At 29.4% G+C, this 15,153-nt stretch carries 16 protein-coding genes and 1 tRNA gene; 9 read left to right on the plus strand and 8 right to left on the minus strand.

What is annotated here, in order from left to right; all coding sequences use genetic code 11:
- Window positions 1-4: 4 nt before the first annotated feature.
- From Q0997_RS12055 to prmA, 5 genes are read left to right on the plus strand one after another with little or no spacing between them, the layout of a single operon-like run.
- Entirely contained in the window at window positions 5-1,312 is a 1,308-nt protein-coding gene (locus Q0997_RS12055; RefSeq protein ID WP_367180217.1) for a BT_3928 family protein, read from the plus strand.
- Between the two features lie 6 nt (window positions 1,313-1,318).
- Entirely contained in the window at window positions 1,319-2,395 is a 1,077-nt protein-coding gene (locus tag Q0997_RS12060; protein WP_299889379.1) for an ABC transporter permease, read from the plus strand.
- A gap of 19 nt (window positions 2,396-2,414) precedes the next feature.
- Window positions 2,415-2,906, plus strand: coding sequence for a thioredoxin-like domain-containing protein (locus Q0997_RS12065; RefSeq protein ID WP_299889197.1), 492 nt, complete (start codon window positions 2,415-2,417; stop codon window positions 2,904-2,906).
- Window positions 2,903-3,652, plus strand: a complete 750-nt coding sequence (tpiA, locus tag Q0997_RS12070) for a triose-phosphate isomerase (protein WP_299889198.1) — start codon at window positions 2,903-2,905, stop codon at window positions 3,650-3,652. Before Q0997_RS12065 ends, tpiA begins: the two co-directional genes overlap by 4 nt.
- Before the next feature lie 18 nt (window positions 3,653-3,670).
- On the plus strand, window positions 3,671-4,507 hold the full coding sequence (gene prmA / locus Q0997_RS12075; protein ID WP_299889199.1) for a 50S ribosomal protein L11 methyltransferase: 837 nt from the start codon (window positions 3,671-3,673) through the stop codon (window positions 4,505-4,507).
- An 18-nt stretch (window positions 4,508-4,525) separates the two neighbouring features.
- On the opposite strand, the gene Q0997_RS12080 is transcribed toward prmA, so the two are convergent.
- The gene (locus Q0997_RS12080; protein ID WP_299889200.1) at window positions 4,526-5,182 is read right to left on the minus strand and encodes a hypothetical protein; all 657 of its coding nucleotides are present in this window, start codon (window positions 5,180-5,182) and stop codon (window positions 4,526-4,528) included.
- Between the two features lie 4 nt (window positions 5,183-5,186).
- Window positions 5,187-5,693, minus strand: a complete 507-nt coding sequence (locus Q0997_RS12085; protein ID WP_299889201.1) for a hypothetical protein — start codon at window positions 5,691-5,693, stop codon at window positions 5,187-5,189.
- Window positions 5,694-6,232: 539 nt separating this feature from the next.
- On the opposite strand from Q0997_RS12085, the gene Q0997_RS12090 reads away from it, so the two are divergent.
- Both Q0997_RS12090 and Q0997_RS12095 read left to right on the plus strand, forming a co-directional pair.
- Window positions 6,233-7,267 carry a M57 family metalloprotease gene (locus Q0997_RS12090; RefSeq protein ID WP_299889203.1) on the plus strand — a complete coding sequence of 345 codons (1,035 nt, stop codon included), beginning with the start codon at window positions 6,233-6,235 and terminating at the stop codon, window positions 7,265-7,267.
- 266 nt (window positions 7,268-7,533) lie between these two features.
- Window positions 7,534-7,809: an ATP-dependent Clp protease adaptor ClpS gene (locus tag Q0997_RS12095; protein WP_299889205.1), complete on the plus strand. Its 276-nt coding sequence runs from the start codon at window positions 7,534-7,536 to the stop codon at window positions 7,807-7,809.
- A 3-nt stretch (window positions 7,810-7,812) separates the two neighbouring features.
- Here Q0997_RS12095 and Q0997_RS12100 read toward each other — a convergent pair whose 3' ends face one another.
- The 3 genes from Q0997_RS12100 to Q0997_RS12110 form a co-directional block, all read right to left on the minus strand.
- A complete protein-coding gene (locus Q0997_RS12100) occupies window positions 7,813-8,745 on the minus strand; it encodes an ROK family protein (protein WP_299889207.1) in 933 nt (310 codons plus the stop codon).
- A gap of 167 nt (window positions 8,746-8,912) precedes the next feature.
- Window positions 8,913-8,986: transfer RNA gene (locus tag Q0997_RS12105), tRNA-Arg, on the minus strand.
- A 68-nt stretch (window positions 8,987-9,054) separates the two neighbouring features.
- Window positions 9,055-9,207 (minus strand): SsrA-binding protein, encoded by a 153-nt coding sequence (locus tag Q0997_RS12110; protein WP_299889209.1) that lies wholly within the window; start codon window positions 9,205-9,207, stop codon window positions 9,055-9,057.
- A 587-nt stretch (window positions 9,208-9,794) separates the two neighbouring features.
- On the opposite strand from Q0997_RS12110, the gene Q0997_RS12115 reads away from it, so the two are divergent.
- Window positions 9,795-11,777, plus strand: a complete 1,983-nt coding sequence (locus Q0997_RS12115; protein WP_299889210.1) for an endonuclease — start codon at window positions 9,795-9,797, stop codon at window positions 11,775-11,777.
- Window positions 11,778-11,835: 58 nt separating this feature from the next.
- Here Q0997_RS12115 and Q0997_RS12120 read toward each other — a convergent pair whose 3' ends face one another.
- The 3 genes from Q0997_RS12120 to Q0997_RS12130 are packed head-to-tail and all read right to left on the minus strand — an operon-like array spanning window position 11,836 to window position 13,996.
- Complete coding sequence (locus Q0997_RS12120; protein WP_299889212.1) at window positions 11,836-12,819, minus strand: hypothetical protein; 984 nt, start codon at window positions 12,817-12,819, stop codon at window positions 11,836-11,838.
- Complete coding sequence (locus Q0997_RS12125; protein WP_299889214.1) at window positions 12,819-13,634, minus strand: M56 family metallopeptidase; 816 nt, start codon at window positions 13,632-13,634, stop codon at window positions 12,819-12,821. The genes Q0997_RS12120 and Q0997_RS12125 overlap by 1 nt, the downstream gene beginning before the upstream one ends.
- A gap of 2 nt (window positions 13,635-13,636) precedes the next feature.
- On the minus strand, window positions 13,637-13,996 hold the full coding sequence (locus tag Q0997_RS12130; RefSeq protein WP_299889216.1) for a BlaI/MecI/CopY family transcriptional regulator: 360 nt from the start codon (window positions 13,994-13,996) through the stop codon (window positions 13,637-13,639).
- Between the two features lie 156 nt (window positions 13,997-14,152).
- Between Q0997_RS12130 and Q0997_RS12135 the strand changes: the two genes are divergently transcribed.
- Window positions 14,153-15,091: a calcium/sodium antiporter gene (locus tag Q0997_RS12135; protein ID WP_299889218.1), complete on the plus strand. Its 939-nt coding sequence runs from the start codon at window positions 14,153-14,155 to the stop codon at window positions 15,089-15,091.
- The last annotated feature ends 62 nt before the right edge of the window (window positions 15,092-15,153 follow it).

The following is a 15,153-nucleotide window of genomic DNA, read 5'->3' on the forward strand; positions in this document are numbered from 1 at the left end:
TTTTATGAAATACTTAGTACACATTTGTCGCTTTTTAGTAGGTGCATTGTTCATTTTTTCAGGAATGATAAAACTTAATGATCCTATTGGTTTTTCATACAAATTACAAGAGTATTTTAGTGCAGATGTATTAAATCTTCCTGTTTTTGAGCCTTATGCATTAGGAATATCGGTTTTTGTAGTTGTTTTAGAAGTTGTATTAGGTGTGTTTTTACTTATTGGTTATAAACCAAAATTTACAGTTTGGAGTTTATTAGCAATGATTATTTTCTTTACGTTTTTAACCTTTTATGCGGCATATTTTGAAAAAGTAAAAGACTGTGGTTGCTTTGGCGATTTCTTAAAATTAGATCCATGGGAGAGTTTTTATAAAGATCTAATATTGCTTATTTTAATATTAGTGCTAGTGGTAGGATTAAAACATATTAAGCCACTTTTTGGTAAATTTCCAACAACACTTCTTGCTTTATTAGGGTTTATTGGTAGCTTATGGTTTGGCTATTATGTATTAATGCACTTGCCTACATGGGACTTTAGAGCTTATAAAGTTGGTGCTAATATAGGAGAAGGCATGATAGTGCCTGAGAATGCTCCAAAAGCAATACAGGAATTTACATGGACTTTTAAAGTAAATGGCGAAAACAAAGAATATATTACTAACGGGAGTTATCCTACAGTAGATGGTGAGTATGTAGGAGTTGAAACTAAGGTTATTGAAGAAGGATATGATCCACCAGTAAAAGATTTTTCTATTGAGACTGAAGATGAAGACTTTACAGATAGATTTTTAACAGAAGATAATGTGGTTATGGTAGTGTCTTATAACTTGCAAACGGCAAACGCCGAAGGTATGAAAGCCATGAAAGAAATAACCGATTTGGCTATTAAAAAGGGATATACTGTTATAGGTTTGTCTGCATCTGGTAAAGAAGATAAACAATATGCAAAAGAGACTTATAATTTGAATTTTGATTTTTATTTATGTGATGAAAAAGCGCTTAAAACTGTTGTACGTTCTAATCCTGGAATACTGAAATTAAATAAAGGAACTGTTATTCAAAAAGCTCATTTTAATGATGTTGATGCTATTGATTTACCTGAAGTTGAGCGTAAACCAGAACCTGTTGTGGTTGAAGAATTAATAGCTTATTTTATTAATGGAGAGGAATCTACCAAAGAAGAAATAGACGCTTTAAATCCTGAAAGTATTCTAAAAACAGAAGTGTTTAATGAAGGAGAAGAATTAGAAGCAATTAATTTAGATAATAATGGCGCATTCACTGGATTAATAAAAGTTACACTTAAAGAATAATATAATCTGATAAGTTACCTATTAAATAAAACGTTCTATGCACTACTCACATTATTTGGAGTGGTCACGGTAATATTCTTTTTGTTTAATGTACTTCCTGGCGATCCAGCTCAAATGATGCTTGGTCAAAATGAAGACAGTGAACAATTAGCAATAGTTAAAAAAAAGTATGGTTTTGATAAACCAATTGCAACTCAATATTTATATTATTTAAATGATTTATCTCTAGTTTCATTTCATTCTAATAATGAAGATGATTACACTTTTTTAAAAAATGATAAATATTCAGAGGTAAGTTTGTTTACTATTGGAAATACAATAACCGTATTAAAACTGCCTTATTTAAGGGAGTCATTTACTAAACAAGGAAAAAAAGTTAGTTCTGTTTTAAGAGAAACAATACCAAATACTTTTGTTTTGGCAGTGTCAGCCATTTTAATAGCTCTGTTATTGGGTATTAGTTTGGGTGTGGTTTCTGCTTTGAAAAAAGATTCTTTTATAGACAAATCAATTCAAATTCTTAGTACAATAGGAATGAGTGTGCCTTCTTTTTTTAGTGCTATTTTGTTTGCTTGGTTGTTTGGTTTTGTATTACATGAATATACCAATTTAGAAATGACAGGAAGTTTGTATGAATTAGACGATTTTGGTGAAAAAGTAAATATTAAATGGAAGAATTTAATATTGCCAGCCATCGTATTAGGAATACGACCATTGGCAGTTGTTATACAGTTAATGAGAAATTCATTACTTGAGGTGTTTAACCAGGACTATATTCGTACGGCAAGAGCAAAAGGATTAAGTGAGTTTCAAATTATAAAAAAACATGCTATTAAAAATGCTCTAAATCCAGTTGTTACTGCTATTTCTGGCTGGTTTGCTTCTATGTTGGCTGGTGCAGTATTTGTAGAATATATTTTTGGATGGAATGGTTTAGGAAAAGAAATTGTAAATGCATTAAATACATTAGATTTGCCGGTAATTATGGGCTCGGTATTAATTATAGCGCTTCTGTTTATTATAATCAATATTTTTGTAGATATAATATATACTTGGTTAGATCCTAAAGTTAAGTTGGAATAAAAATAATAAAACGAGTTTTATGAAAAAATATGTTTTACTTCTTGTGTTTATGTTATCACTAACAAATTGTAAAGCTCAAGTGGAAGCCGAAAAATTTTCGAAAGAAGCTTTAGCAGATGTTTTTATAGATCAAGAAGGTAGTAATGTTATGTTTTCAGATATTTTGAAAAAATATGAAGGCAAGCAAATATTTATAGATATATGGGCATCTTGGTGTAAAGACTGTATAAAAGGAATGCCAAAAGTAAAGCAATTACAAAATAATAATCCTGATACTGTATTTTTATATCTATCATTAGATAAGAGTTTGCAATCTTGGAAAAGAGGAATTGAGAAACATCAAGTAGAAGGAGAGCATTATTATATGAAATCTGGTTGGAAAGGTGAATTTGCTACATTTTTAGACTTAGACTGGATTCCTCGATATTTAATAATTAATAAGTCTGGAGATATTACTCTTTTTAGAGCAATAAAAGCAGACGATAAAAATATAAAAGCAATACTAAAATGAGAAAAAACATAGTAGCAGGGAATTGGAAAATGAATAATGATTTGCCTCAAACCGAAGCATTAATATCAGATTTATTAAAGCAAGAACAAACTTCAAATGCAGAGGTGATGATTGCTCCAACTTCGGTAAACTTATTTCAAGCTTTTGAAACGACAAGGTTATCTAACATAGAAGTTATAGCGCAGAACATGCATTTTGCAGAAAATGGAGCATATACTGGAGAAGTTAGTGCATCTATGCTTAAAAGTGTTGGAGTAAATACTGTAATTTTGGGGCATAGTGAACGTCGCGCTTACTTTAATGAAACAGATGAGATGTTGGCAAAAAAAGTTGACACAGCTTTAGCTAATAATATGAGAGTTATATTTTGTTTTGGAGAAGAACTAGAGGATAGAAAATCTGGTAATGAAGAAGAGATAGTAGAAAATCAAATTAAGAAAGCTTTATTTCATTTAGATGCTTCAGTTTTTAATAGCATTGTATTAGCATACGAACCAGTATGGGCAATTGGTACGGGAGAAACTGCAAGTCCAGAACAAGCACAAGATATGCATGCTTTTATTAGAAAAACTTTAGAAAGTAAATATGGTAATACTGTGGCAGATGCTATGACTATTCTTTATGGCGGAAGTGTAAAACCTACTAATGCTAAAGAAATTTTCTCTAAACCAGATGTTGATGGTGGACTTATTGGTGGAGCGTCTTTAAAAGCTGAAGACTTTTTTGCTATTGTGAATGCGTTTTAAATTATAAAACAACTAAAAATGTCAAATACTATATATATAGGATATTATTTTAAAGTAAAACCATTGCAACCTGCAGTAGAAATCTTAATCGCTGAGTTAGGTTATGCAGGCTTTGAAAGTTTTGTAGAAACAGAAACTGGTGTTACTGCTTACATTCAAAAAGAAGAATGGGTAGATAGTATTCTAGATAATATTTATGTTTTATCAAATGAAGAATTTGAGATTACATATACATTTGATGAAATAGAACAAGTAAATTGGAATGCAGAGTGGGAGAAAAACTTTAATCCAATAATTGTTGATGATTTATGTTCTGTTCGAGCTCCTTTTCACGATAAACCAAATACTAAGTATGATATTGTTATAGAGCCAAAAATGAGTTTTGGTACTGGTCATCATGAAACAACACATATGATGATTCAACACATAATGTCTAATGATTTTGCCAACAAATCGGTTCTTGATATGGGTTGTGGTACTGCAGTTTTAGCAATTTTAGCAGAAATGAAAGGTGCTAATACTATTGATGCTATAGATATTGATAATTGGTGTTATTTAAATAGCATTGAAAATGCAGAAAGGAATAACTGTAAATTCATCTCTGTTTATGAAGGAGATGCAAGTTTATTGGTAGATAAAAAGTACGATATTATAATAGCAAATATTAATCGTAATATCTTATTGAAAGATATTGTAACTTATACTAAGTGTTTAAATAAAAAAGGGCAATTGTTTCTTAGTGGTTTTTACGATAATGATATTACTATTATAGAAGAAGAATGTAATAAACACAATCTATCACTTATTTCAAAATTAGAACGTAATAGTTGGGTTGCTCTACAGTTTAAAAATTAGCATAGACCTAAATATTTATTATTCATAAAACTGGATAGTTTTATAATCTCCAGATTTAGAAATTGTTTTAATTACTTCTTGTTTAATATTTTGCATTTCAGGATCAGTAACTATATAATCTGTAGCAAAAACTAGAAATATTTTATCTTCTTGATATACCCATATCCAATTTATAGTTTTAAAATAAATTTCAGCATCTTTATATTTTGTTAAGCTTTCAAAACAAGATCTAGCTTTTTTTGCATCCTTAAACTGCCATTCTTCTATAGATATATGGCTAGATTTTTTGTTGTTATTAGGTACAACATAAGAATAATGAATTGATGCTACATCTAAAAAATCTTTATTATTGAAGCCTGAAGCTAATGTTTTTTGAAAACTTTTAGAGCTATACCCTTGCTTAATATCATTTAGTTCATTTGCATCATTAGTGAAAGGGTATTCTATGTATTTTGAAAGTAAGTTTTGGGTAATTGTAGAAACTTTTTGTGTTTTATTTTTTTGTTCATTCCCATTAAAAGAGATATTAAATACTCTAATAGAATCTTTTTCTATGTTTTTTTTAGGAACTATCTCTTTAGTTTGAACAGCGTTGTCTTGTAACTTTTCTTGTTTTACTTCTTTACAACCCAATAACAAAAAAAATAGTAGACCTAAATTTCTTAAAATACTCATGTTTCTATAGTTTTATTAAAGATGGTTTAATAGCAGCTATATATACTATTTTAGCATATCTTTTAGTGCTTACTTCTTTAGCTGTTTTACAATCTGCTAATTCTTTAATTAAGTTATTAAATCTATCCCATTCGCCAGATCCACATATTTCTATACATCCAATAGAACCAAAAGTTCCTGCCATAGGGTTGTTAGGTCCTCTGTGTACAAAAAAACCATCGTAAACTCTCCATGCCATTTCTTTCATAGTAGTTATCCAAGACCATGATAATATATAAGATTGGGCTTGCTGTAATCCAACCATATGAGCATTAAGAGTTTTTGTCCTTTTAACCCCAAATCTTATTGCCTTAAAGTTTTTTTCTACTGAATTACCTAATTTGTCTTTTCCTTTTACTGTAACAGTGTATAGGGGAACTTGGTATTTAATCCCATCTGGTCTATGTGGGAAACTAGTTAATTTTGCTAGTCCAATTTTAGTATTGGTTACCGTAATAGTGACTTTATGCATTTTATGTTTAAGCTTTTTGATATTGAAAATCCCATAACTGGACTAGTTTTTTTGCCAATATGAATTTACTAATTTATTAATTACTAATTAATAAGAATAGATTCTTTTTTTTCTTTTTGTTTATGTTTTGTGTAAGTATAGGTTTAGTGGTTTTTTAGGAAATTTAAAACGCTATTTGATTTAATTTTTATGGCGGAATCATTTTTTAGTATACAATACAAATATTATACAATCTATAGGACTTAATTGGAATGAAAACAAAAAAACACTGAAATATTACATTAATATGAATACAGTTATCGTTTATTGTTTTTTGATAATAATTCAAAATTTAACATAAAAATCGTTAAAATAATGCATTTTTACGGTAAAAACCGTAAAAACTTTATTTTATATTAATTATATTTGTGACAGAAAATAAATTTATTTTAAGTCTATAGATTAAGTCGAGTTAGTTAATAATAGCTACTCGAAACTAATAATCTATGCATATTTGTTTACGTGAACATATTTAACCATTAATTATAATCCAAACAAAAATGAAAAATTTTAGAATATTTTTAATAGCAATACTTTCATTGTCATTCTTCATTCAATCTTGTCAAAAAGATGAGGTTAATGAGGAGGCTTCAACTTTAAATGAAGATGTAATAATTAATACTAATGGAACTCAAGGAAGAACTTTAGTTACAGACACAGAGGTACTTAATTCAATTAAATCTCTCGACTTAGATGTTGGAGTTGTTACCAAAGGAGAATTTTATTTACCAGATGGTACTATAGAAGAAAGAATCTATATAGGTAATGATATTGTTATTACTAGAGGAGAAATTGAAGCATTAAATAATGCTTATTCAGAGACTGGACGTCAATATAGAACAGCTAATTTGGTAACTGGATCTAATAGAACTATAAATATCTTAGGTTATACAGGTGGTAGTCAAGCATTGTCGAACAAGGCGCAAACGGCTTTAACAAGAGCAGTTGCTAATTATAATAATATTAGTAATATGACACTACAATTTAATTTAACGTTTGGTACTAATTACCAAGCTGCTGATATGGTTGTGTATGATAATTCAGTTAATACACCTGGAGGAACTGGTGGAGTTGCAGGTTTTCCAAAATCTAACGGAGAGCCTCATAAATTTGTACAAATTTATGGTATAGATCAGTTTTCTACCAATGTTAATGAGCATGTTATTACACATGAGATTGGACACTCTGTAGGTTTTAGACATTCAGATTGGTTTGATCGTTTAAGCTGTCCACCTCAAGCTCAAGGTAATGAAGGAACAGGATCTGATGGAGCTATCCATATTTCTGGAACTCCTACAGGAAGAGATTTATCTTCTGTTATGCAAGCTTGTTTTTCTACAAGTGTAAGTGGTAATTTTAACGGTAATGATGTGTCGTCTTTACGTTCTATGTATCCAGCTGCTTCAGGAAGTATCTGTGATGGTGTGTCTGAGTGGCAAAGTGGAGTAAGTTATTCTCCAGGAGAACAGGTTACTTACTTTGGTAATCTTTATCAGCGTACAAATAGCGGATGGAATTTATTAGGACCTTGTTAAGTCGCAAATTATGATTATGTTTTTACTTTAGAGTAAAGCACTAATCTTAAACATAAATTCATTAAGTGGGTCATTTAATATAATTTAAATGACCCATTTGTATTTACATAGTTTTGGTCTATCTATTAGATAAAAAACGTTATGATTATAGGTTTTATATGTTGAATTTTTTCTTGTTATTTTAAGAAGAGAGAGGCTTAATGGCACTCTTTTTGTTTTTATCTTTGTATAATATTATATAAATTAGCTATAATATGTAAAGATATATGAGTGGTAAAACAAAAATAGAGGAAGATGTTCTTTTAAAAGAAGAAGTTATAAGGCAAAATGAAATTGTTGTCTATAATGATGACGTTAACACCTTCGATCATGTAATAGAAACCTTAATAAAAGCTTGTGATCATACTCCAGAACAAGCTGAACAATGTACTATACTAGTGCACTATAAAGGAAAGTGCACAGTTAAGACCGGAGAGCTTCGAGACTTAAAGCCTAGATGTTCTAAAATATTACAAGCGGGTATTAATGCAGAAATAATATAGTTTTTAACTTCTTGTATATAACTTCTCTTTCAAAGACAAGTAGAAATCATCATCTGTTAGTCTACAAGCGCCTAATATAGACGCTTTTTCTTTTAAATAAGAAACTTCAACTGGAATTTCTATTTTATGTTTTTTTAATTCTTCATTTATAGTTGGTAGAAAAAGGTGTTTACCGCTAGTGATATTACCTCCTAATACAATTACTTCAGGATTAAAACTTTTTATATACGGCAAAATGATTTCAACAAAATGTTTACCAAATGTCTTGAATATGTTTTCAACCTGTGTATTGTCTTTTGCTAGGTCTGCTAATTCTTTAACACCTTTAATTTTATTGCCGGTCTTTTCATAGTATGTTTTTATAAACCATCTAGTTGAAATAAACTCATCTGCAATTTTACCTTTAAAAGGCGTATTGTATATAAAGCCATCTTTTGGTACAGAATTACTATTTACAATAGGGATTCCATTTTTCATAAAAGCAGACCCAAAACCAGTTCCAAAAGTAAATGTTGCCGCTTTATTTTTAAATATAGCCTTACCTATCCATGCTTCACCAATACCAAATGAAAAAGCATCATTTACGAACCGGATAGAGGTAGATTTAGGAAGGTTTAATGCATTATATAGTGTTTCTTTGATGTTTGTATTGTATAAACTATCTAGCTTTTGCAAACCCTTTATTAAGCTAATTCCATTTTCGTAATCAAAAGGACCAGGAGTAGCAATGCCTATACCAGTAATGTCTTTTTTGTTAATGGTGCTAATTGTTTTATTTATTGTGGCTACCCATTTATTAATTATTGTGTCTTTATCTACTTTAGTGTTTATTATGTTTGTTGCGAAAGAATTTTCAATAACAGTTTTAGTATCTAGATTGATTGCTAGCGCAGAAATATGATTGCCGCCAATATCAATACCAATAGCTATATTCATTTTTTTAGATTATGGGGTTCTTGTAGATTTACAATATACTGATTTATATGAATATAGGATTGGTTTTTAGATAAACAACATATGCAATTAGAAGTATTTGTTAAATGCAACATGTTATAAAAGCAAAAATCCACAATAATTATTTAATAATTAAGTGGATTTTTTTGTGACCTCGACAGGATTCAAACCTGTAACCTCTTGAGCCGTAATCAAGTGCGCTATTCAGTTGCGCCACGAGGCCAATTTTTGTGGGTGCAAATATATCTCTTTTTTATATAAAGGTCAAAATAAAAATAAAAAAAATCAACTTTAATCTAAAGCATTTTTGGTAACGAAGAGTTTCCAACCAAAAATAGCCAACTGTAGTTTAGTGGCTTTAGTTAAATCTAAGCGTTGTTTACTGTAACTAGGTAAAACTGCTTTGTTTATTTTAGAGAGTGTTTTAAATAATAGTTTTTTCAAGATTAACTTTAATTACAATACATAATAATGACAAAATTATAGTTTTTTAAATCGTTAGCCAAATACTGTTTTTTTGTTAAAATAGTAAAACTTATTCTAGACTAAGTTTTACTTCTTTTATTTGATTACAGTCCTATTGATAAAATGGTATCAATAATTAATTTAGCTAGTGTCATCATAATTTTTTGGTTTTAAGGGTTAATAATTGATTGTGTTTTTTGATTGTTCAACCAATATATATTTTTTGAGAATTATTATCCAAATGAAAACGATAGAATTAATACATTTGACTTTAGATTTATAAGTAAAAAAATAAGATGTATTTTGATATTTAAACTTTAAGCTTCAATGAAGTGTTAATATGTAACTTAAAAACATGATTATTGTTTTAATTATTAACAATTGTAGGGGCTTTTTTTGTTGGTTTTATTTTTTCAAGGGCGTTTTCATTAAAAAAATGATATAAAAACCAGTTTTCATTTTTTTTATTATTGTTTTTATTTCAATTTTTTGAAAAAAAATTTGAGCGAAAATGAAGTAAAATTGATAAGCTTTAATAATTGTGTACCTTTGCAAAAAGCAAATAGATGAAAAAGCCCCTAGTTTTTATTGTTGTTTTATTCTTATGTAAAATAACTATTGCCCAAAATGTTGTAATTAATGAATTGGATTGTGATAATCCTGGATTAGATGAAAAAGAGTTTGTTGAGTTATTAACCAGCACTCCTAATATGTCTTTAGATGGCTATCTTTTAGTTTTCTTTAATGGCTCTACATCTGGTATGGATTCTAGTTACTATGTAGTAGATTTAAATGGAAGTGTTTCAGATGAAAACGGATTGTTACTTATTGGTAGTACAACTGTAACTCCGTTTCCTCAATTATTAATTCCTGCTAATGTTATTCAAAATGGTGCAGATGCTGTTGCAATTTATCAGGCTGATATTTCTCTTTTCCCTGGAGGTACACTAGCAACAACCACAAATTTGATAGATGCATTAGTTTATGATACTAGTGATGCTGATGATGCAAATTTATTAATGCTCTTAGGCGAAACCAATCAAATAAATGAAGGGTCTGGAAATAATTCCAATTCAATTCAGCGGTTTGATGATGGTATGGGAAATATTACTTATACTTCTACAACACCAACTCCAAGAGCATTAAATGATGGTAGTGGTATTGTTTTTAATGCCATTGAAATTTCTACTACTCAAGAACAATATAATGAAGGCGATACATTCACAATTACATTTACTTCGCAAACTAATGTAGTAACAGATGCTACTTTTAGCTTTACTTTAAATAATTTTGGATTTACTACTTCAGATTTTACTGGAAATACAACAGTTACTATTCCATCTGGTCAAAACTCAGTAACAACAAATATCACAATAGTAGACGATGCTCTTGATGAAGGAGATGAGGAGCTAATAATAAAATTTACAAATTTACAATCTCCTTATATTCCTTTTAACAATTTTTTAAAGTTACGTGCTGTGGATAATGATTTCGTAGTTGCACCTTACGGTATACCAACAAGTAGTCCTTATCCAAACCCAAATCCGTCGCCATTAATTGTACAGAGTACACAACCAAATGGTTATTATGATAGTTTAGAAGGTCAGTCTGGAGCTAATTTAGAACAAGCAATACAAGATATAATAGCAGAAGAAGGTGTGGTTAGAGCGCAAACATATGCAGACGCAATTAATATTTTAAAAGAAGCAGATCAAAACCCAGCAAATAGCAATCAAGTTTGGTTGGTTTATACTGAGCAAGGTAGAGCAAAATTAGATTTTCAAACGACTTCAAATAGTACTGGGAAATGGAATAGAGAACATACTTTTCCTAGGTCATTAGCTGGTTACAATAGTATTGATGAGGATGATGATGCAGACGGAATTGATGTATATTGGAATACTACAGCAGACTCTTTACGACATGGAAATTCTGATGCTCATGCTTTAAGAGCTGCCGATGGACCAGAAAATAGTGTAAGAAGTAATCAACACTATGGTCAATATAATGGACCATCTGGAAACCTGCAAAGTTTTAAAGGAGATGTTGCGCGTAGTGTTCTATATATGCAATTACGTTATAATGGGTTGGAGGTTGTTAATGGTTTTCCAAGTACTACAGGGCAAATGGGTGATTTAGCAACGTTGTTAGATTGGCATAGAAATGATCCGCCAGACGATTTCGAGATGAATAGAAATAACGTTGTGTATACATGGCAATTTAATAGAAACCCCTTAATTGATATGCCAGATTTGGTAGAATATATATGGGGAAATAATGTAGGTGATGTATGGAGTAATACTTTGGGGTTTGAAGATTTTGTGTTTGATAATTTGAAATTGTATCCTAATCCTGCTAGTAATCAGTTTTTTGTGTCTGGTTTAAAAGAAGAAAGCGAACTTGTAATTATTTCTTCAGACGGAAGAGAATTGTATTCAGGAGTTTTGAAAAATAAAAAAGCGATAAACCTAGATTTAAGTAGTGGGTTATATCTGGTAAGAATAAAATCTGAAGGAAAAATAACTACAAAAAAATTAGTAATCGAATAAGAGTTTTTGAAAATTAAAAAACCCAAGTTTTAACTTGGGCTTTTTTTAGAGTTATTCATTATTCTTTTGAGGAGATAATAATTACACCGTCTTTTCCTTTTTCTCCATGAAGACTTGTAGCGCTTTCACCTTTTAGTACATTAATACTTTTAATTTTTTTTGAGTCTAGATCTTTTAATTTGTCTTTACTTATTTGCTTGCCGTCATAAATTATAAGTGGGTTTTTGTTAGTATCAGAGGTGAACATTATATTGCCTTTGTTTCCATTAGAATTAATATTAATAATATGGTCATCTTCAATAATCGTTTTTCCACCTGAATCACCATTAATAATGACCTCTTTTTTTACAGTGTTTCCATTTTGTTCTTTTATAATGGTAATATCTTCTGTATGTTTTCCTTTATGTTTATCAGTTTCTTTGATAATAAAAACATTACCATCATTTTTTGATCTTTTAACCTTATGCTTACCGTTTTCAATAATTACTTCTATGTCTTCATTGTTGCCGCTATTATTATCATTACTTGAAAACACGAAAACATTAGATTTTGATTCTTTTATTTCATGTTCTTCATGCTCTTCGCTTTCTTGATGTTCTTCGTGCTCTTCGTTTACATCATGTTTTTCGTAATTTGAGTGTTTTATGTGAGTTGTGTGTTTTGTATGCCCGTTACCATGTTTTGATGAAAAATGAAATTCGTTAGATGATTTAGAGTCGCTCCCAATAGAAATACTATCATCATTACTGTCAAATTTTATGCTAATATTTGGAATGGGTTCCTTGCTATCGGCTTCATATTTGGCTTTTGAATTTTTAGATTTTGCAGAAATTTTAATTTTAGTAATTTCATTGTTTTTATTTCTTTTTAAACCTTTAAATTCTAAAGAAAAACCTTGTTTTTTGAATTGCTTTTTTATCTTTTCTAATTCTGCATCTGATGCATCTTTAGATATTATGACAATTTCTACTTCGCCAACCTGGTTTATAGAAGCTATTTCATTTTCTATAGGGATAATAACCTCTCTTGTATTAAAGCTCATTAAAAGAGCGCTAGTAAAGGAAGGATTAGAGAATACTTCCAGGTGTTTAATTTGTTTGATTTTGATTTGTGTAACATAATGATTCGTTTTTTTATTAATGAATTGTAAAAATTGTTTACAAGTACCAATTGGTGCTTTGGTACAAGCGTTTTTAGTAAAAGGGTTTGGTATGTTTTTGAGTTTTCAACTTTATTTTGAGTCTTCTCGTCTGCAATAAATTCTAGATTTTGTTTTAAAGACTTGTTGTATAACCATATAAATGGGTTAAACCAAAATAGTATTGTAGCTATTTTTGTTATTAATATATCTATAGAATGGTATTGCTTTGCGTGTATTTTTTCATGAAGAATAATGTGATTTAATTCATTGACAGTGAAATGCTCAGGATTATAAACAATAAATTTAAAAAAAGAGAAAGGAGAGTGTTCTTTATTGGTCTCTATAAAGGTATACTTACCTTGTTTTTCTCTTTTGTTTTTAATTATAATATTTAGTAGGGATATTAATTCAATCAAAAACTTAATAGTAAAAAGTCCAACTCCAATAAAATAAACCCATGTAATAGCATTTAAGAAAGAGAATGTTTCTATAGTTTCTGTTTGCGTTATAGTTTGAATAGATTCTATGTTGAAGTTTGTATTTAAATTCTTTTCAATATAAATAGGGATGACAATAAATGGCGTTATTGAGGCTGCTGCAATACCAGCTAATAAAAAATAACGATTAGACTCAAAAAAGGTTTCTTTTTGTAGAAACAATTTATAGCATAAATAGAATAGAATTATAATTGCGTTTGCTTTTAATAAATAGTCCATAATTATTTCCTTTTTTCAATTAAATCTATTATCTCTTTCAATTCATCTACACTTATCTTTTCTTCTTTAGCGAAAAAGGACACCATATTTTTATAAGAATTGTTAAAGTAATTTTCAATAGTGGTGTTTAAAAAACGCTTTCTATAAATGTCTTTTTCTATAATAGGGTAGTACTGGTGTGTTTTTCCATATGCATTATAGCTTACAAAACCTTTTTCTTCTAGGTTTCTAACCATTGTAGAAAGTGTGTTGTAGTGTGGTTTTTCACCATCAATTTCTGCTAAAATATCTTTTACAAAAGCTTTTTCGAGCTTCCATAGAATATGCATTATCTCTTCTTCTTTGTTTGTTAACTTTTCCATAATATATTTTAATCTACAACAAACCTATAACTATTTTTGTAGTTATACAACTATTTTAATAGTTATGTAACTATTTTTATAGTTTTTTTAACACGAAATCATTCTTTACTTATTTATAATCTTATGGTATCTTCGCAAAAATAAAAATCAAAATTCATGAGTATTCTTTGGGTTATTTTAGGGTTAATCTTACTAGTTGTTGGTGGAGACTTTTTGGTGAAAGCATCAGTGGGATTGTCTTTAAAATTTAATATATCTAAGATGGTTATTGGTATGACTGTTGTTTCTTTTGCTACTTCGGCACCAGAATTATTAGTCAGTTTGCAAGCCGCGTTAAGTGGTTCTCCAGCTATAGCAATAAATAATGTTGTTGGATCTAATATTGCAAATATAGGTTTGGTATTGGGTATAACTGCTTTGATTGGGGCAATTGCAGTAGATAAATCATTTTATATTTTGAATTGGCCAGCAATGATGATTTTTTCATTTATGCTATATTATTTTTTAAATAATGATGGGTTTTTAACTCAGATTGAAGGTGTTATTCTGTTTTGTAGTTTAATACTCTTTATAGTTATTTTATTAAAAAATGCTAAAAGTGAAGATGTTACAGAGGAAGTTGATGATGCTTTAGCGATTGTGTCAAATGCTAAAATATTGTTATGGTTAGTTATAGGAGCTGCTGCATTGTATTTTGGATCAGTTTGGTTGGTAGATGGTGCAAAAGATTTAGCAAAAGCTATAGGAGTTAGTGATGCGGTTATAGCAGTTACTGTTATTGCTATTGGAACTAGTGTGCCAGAATTAGCTGCTTCAGTTATTGCGGCGGCAAAACAGGAAAAGGCATTGTCTTTGGGTAATTTAATAGGATCTAATATTTTTAATATAGGGTCTGTGTTGGGTTTAACTTCTATTGTAAAAACAATACCTGTGACAGATACTAAGATTTTAGATAACGATATTTTTTGGATGATATCATTCGCTGCTATTTTGATTCTATTAATATTAATACCAAAAAGAATGCAGATAAGTCGTTACAAAGGGTTATTGTTAGTAATAGGATACTGTGTGTTTATATATACTGCATTTCTTTAAAAAAAATATATAAATAAAAAAAGCGTTTGAAATTTTCAAACGCTTTTTTTTGGATTTAACAG

It is taken from the genome of uncultured Lacinutrix sp., assembly GCF_947500325.1.
Lineage (GTDB): Bacteria > Bacteroidota > Bacteroidia > Flavobacteriales > Flavobacteriaceae > Lacinutrix.

Coding starts and splice junctions, on each gene's coding strand:
- Q0997_RS12085 (WP_299889201.1), bottom strand. CDS start 5,693: ATGCATAAAGTCACTATTACGGTAACCAATACTAAAATTGGACTAGCA.
- Q0997_RS12055 (WP_367180217.1), top strand. CDS start 5: ATGAAATACTTAGTACACATTTGTCGCTTTTTAGTAGGTGCATTGTTC.
- Q0997_RS12080 (WP_299889200.1), bottom strand. CDS start 5,182: ATGAGTATTTTAAGAAATTTAGGTCTACTATTTTTTTTGTTATTGGGT.
- Q0997_RS12120 (WP_299889212.1), bottom strand. CDS start 12,819: ATGAGCTTTAATACAAGAGAGGTTATTATCCCTATAGAAAATGAAATA.
- Q0997_RS12090 (WP_299889203.1), top strand. CDS start 6,233: ATGAAAAATTTTAGAATATTTTTAATAGCAATACTTTCATTGTCATTC.
- Q0997_RS12095 (WP_299889205.1), top strand. CDS start 7,534: ATGAGTGGTAAAACAAAAATAGAGGAAGATGTTCTTTTAAAAGAAGAA.
- Q0997_RS12065 (WP_299889197.1), top strand. CDS start 2,415: ATGAAAAAATATGTTTTACTTCTTGTGTTTATGTTATCACTAACAAAT.
- prmA (WP_299889199.1), top strand. CDS start 3,671: ATGTCAAATACTATATATATAGGATATTATTTTAAAGTAAAACCATTG.
- Q0997_RS12100 (WP_299889207.1), bottom strand. CDS start 8,745: ATGAATATAGCTATTGGTATTGATATTGGCGGCAATCATATTTCTGCG.
- Q0997_RS12115 (WP_299889210.1), top strand. CDS start 9,795: ATGAAAAAGCCCCTAGTTTTTATTGTTGTTTTATTCTTATGTAAAATA.
- tpiA (WP_299889198.1), top strand. CDS start 2,903: ATGAGAAAAAACATAGTAGCAGGGAATTGGAAAATGAATAATGATTTG.
- Q0997_RS12135 (WP_299889218.1), top strand. CDS start 14,153: ATGAGTATTCTTTGGGTTATTTTAGGGTTAATCTTACTAGTTGTTGGT.
- Q0997_RS12130 (WP_299889216.1), bottom strand. CDS start 13,996: ATGGAAAAGTTAACAAACAAAGAAGAAGAGATAATGCATATTCTATGG.
- Q0997_RS12125 (WP_299889214.1), bottom strand. CDS start 13,634: ATGGACTATTTATTAAAAGCAAACGCAATTATAATTCTATTCTATTTA.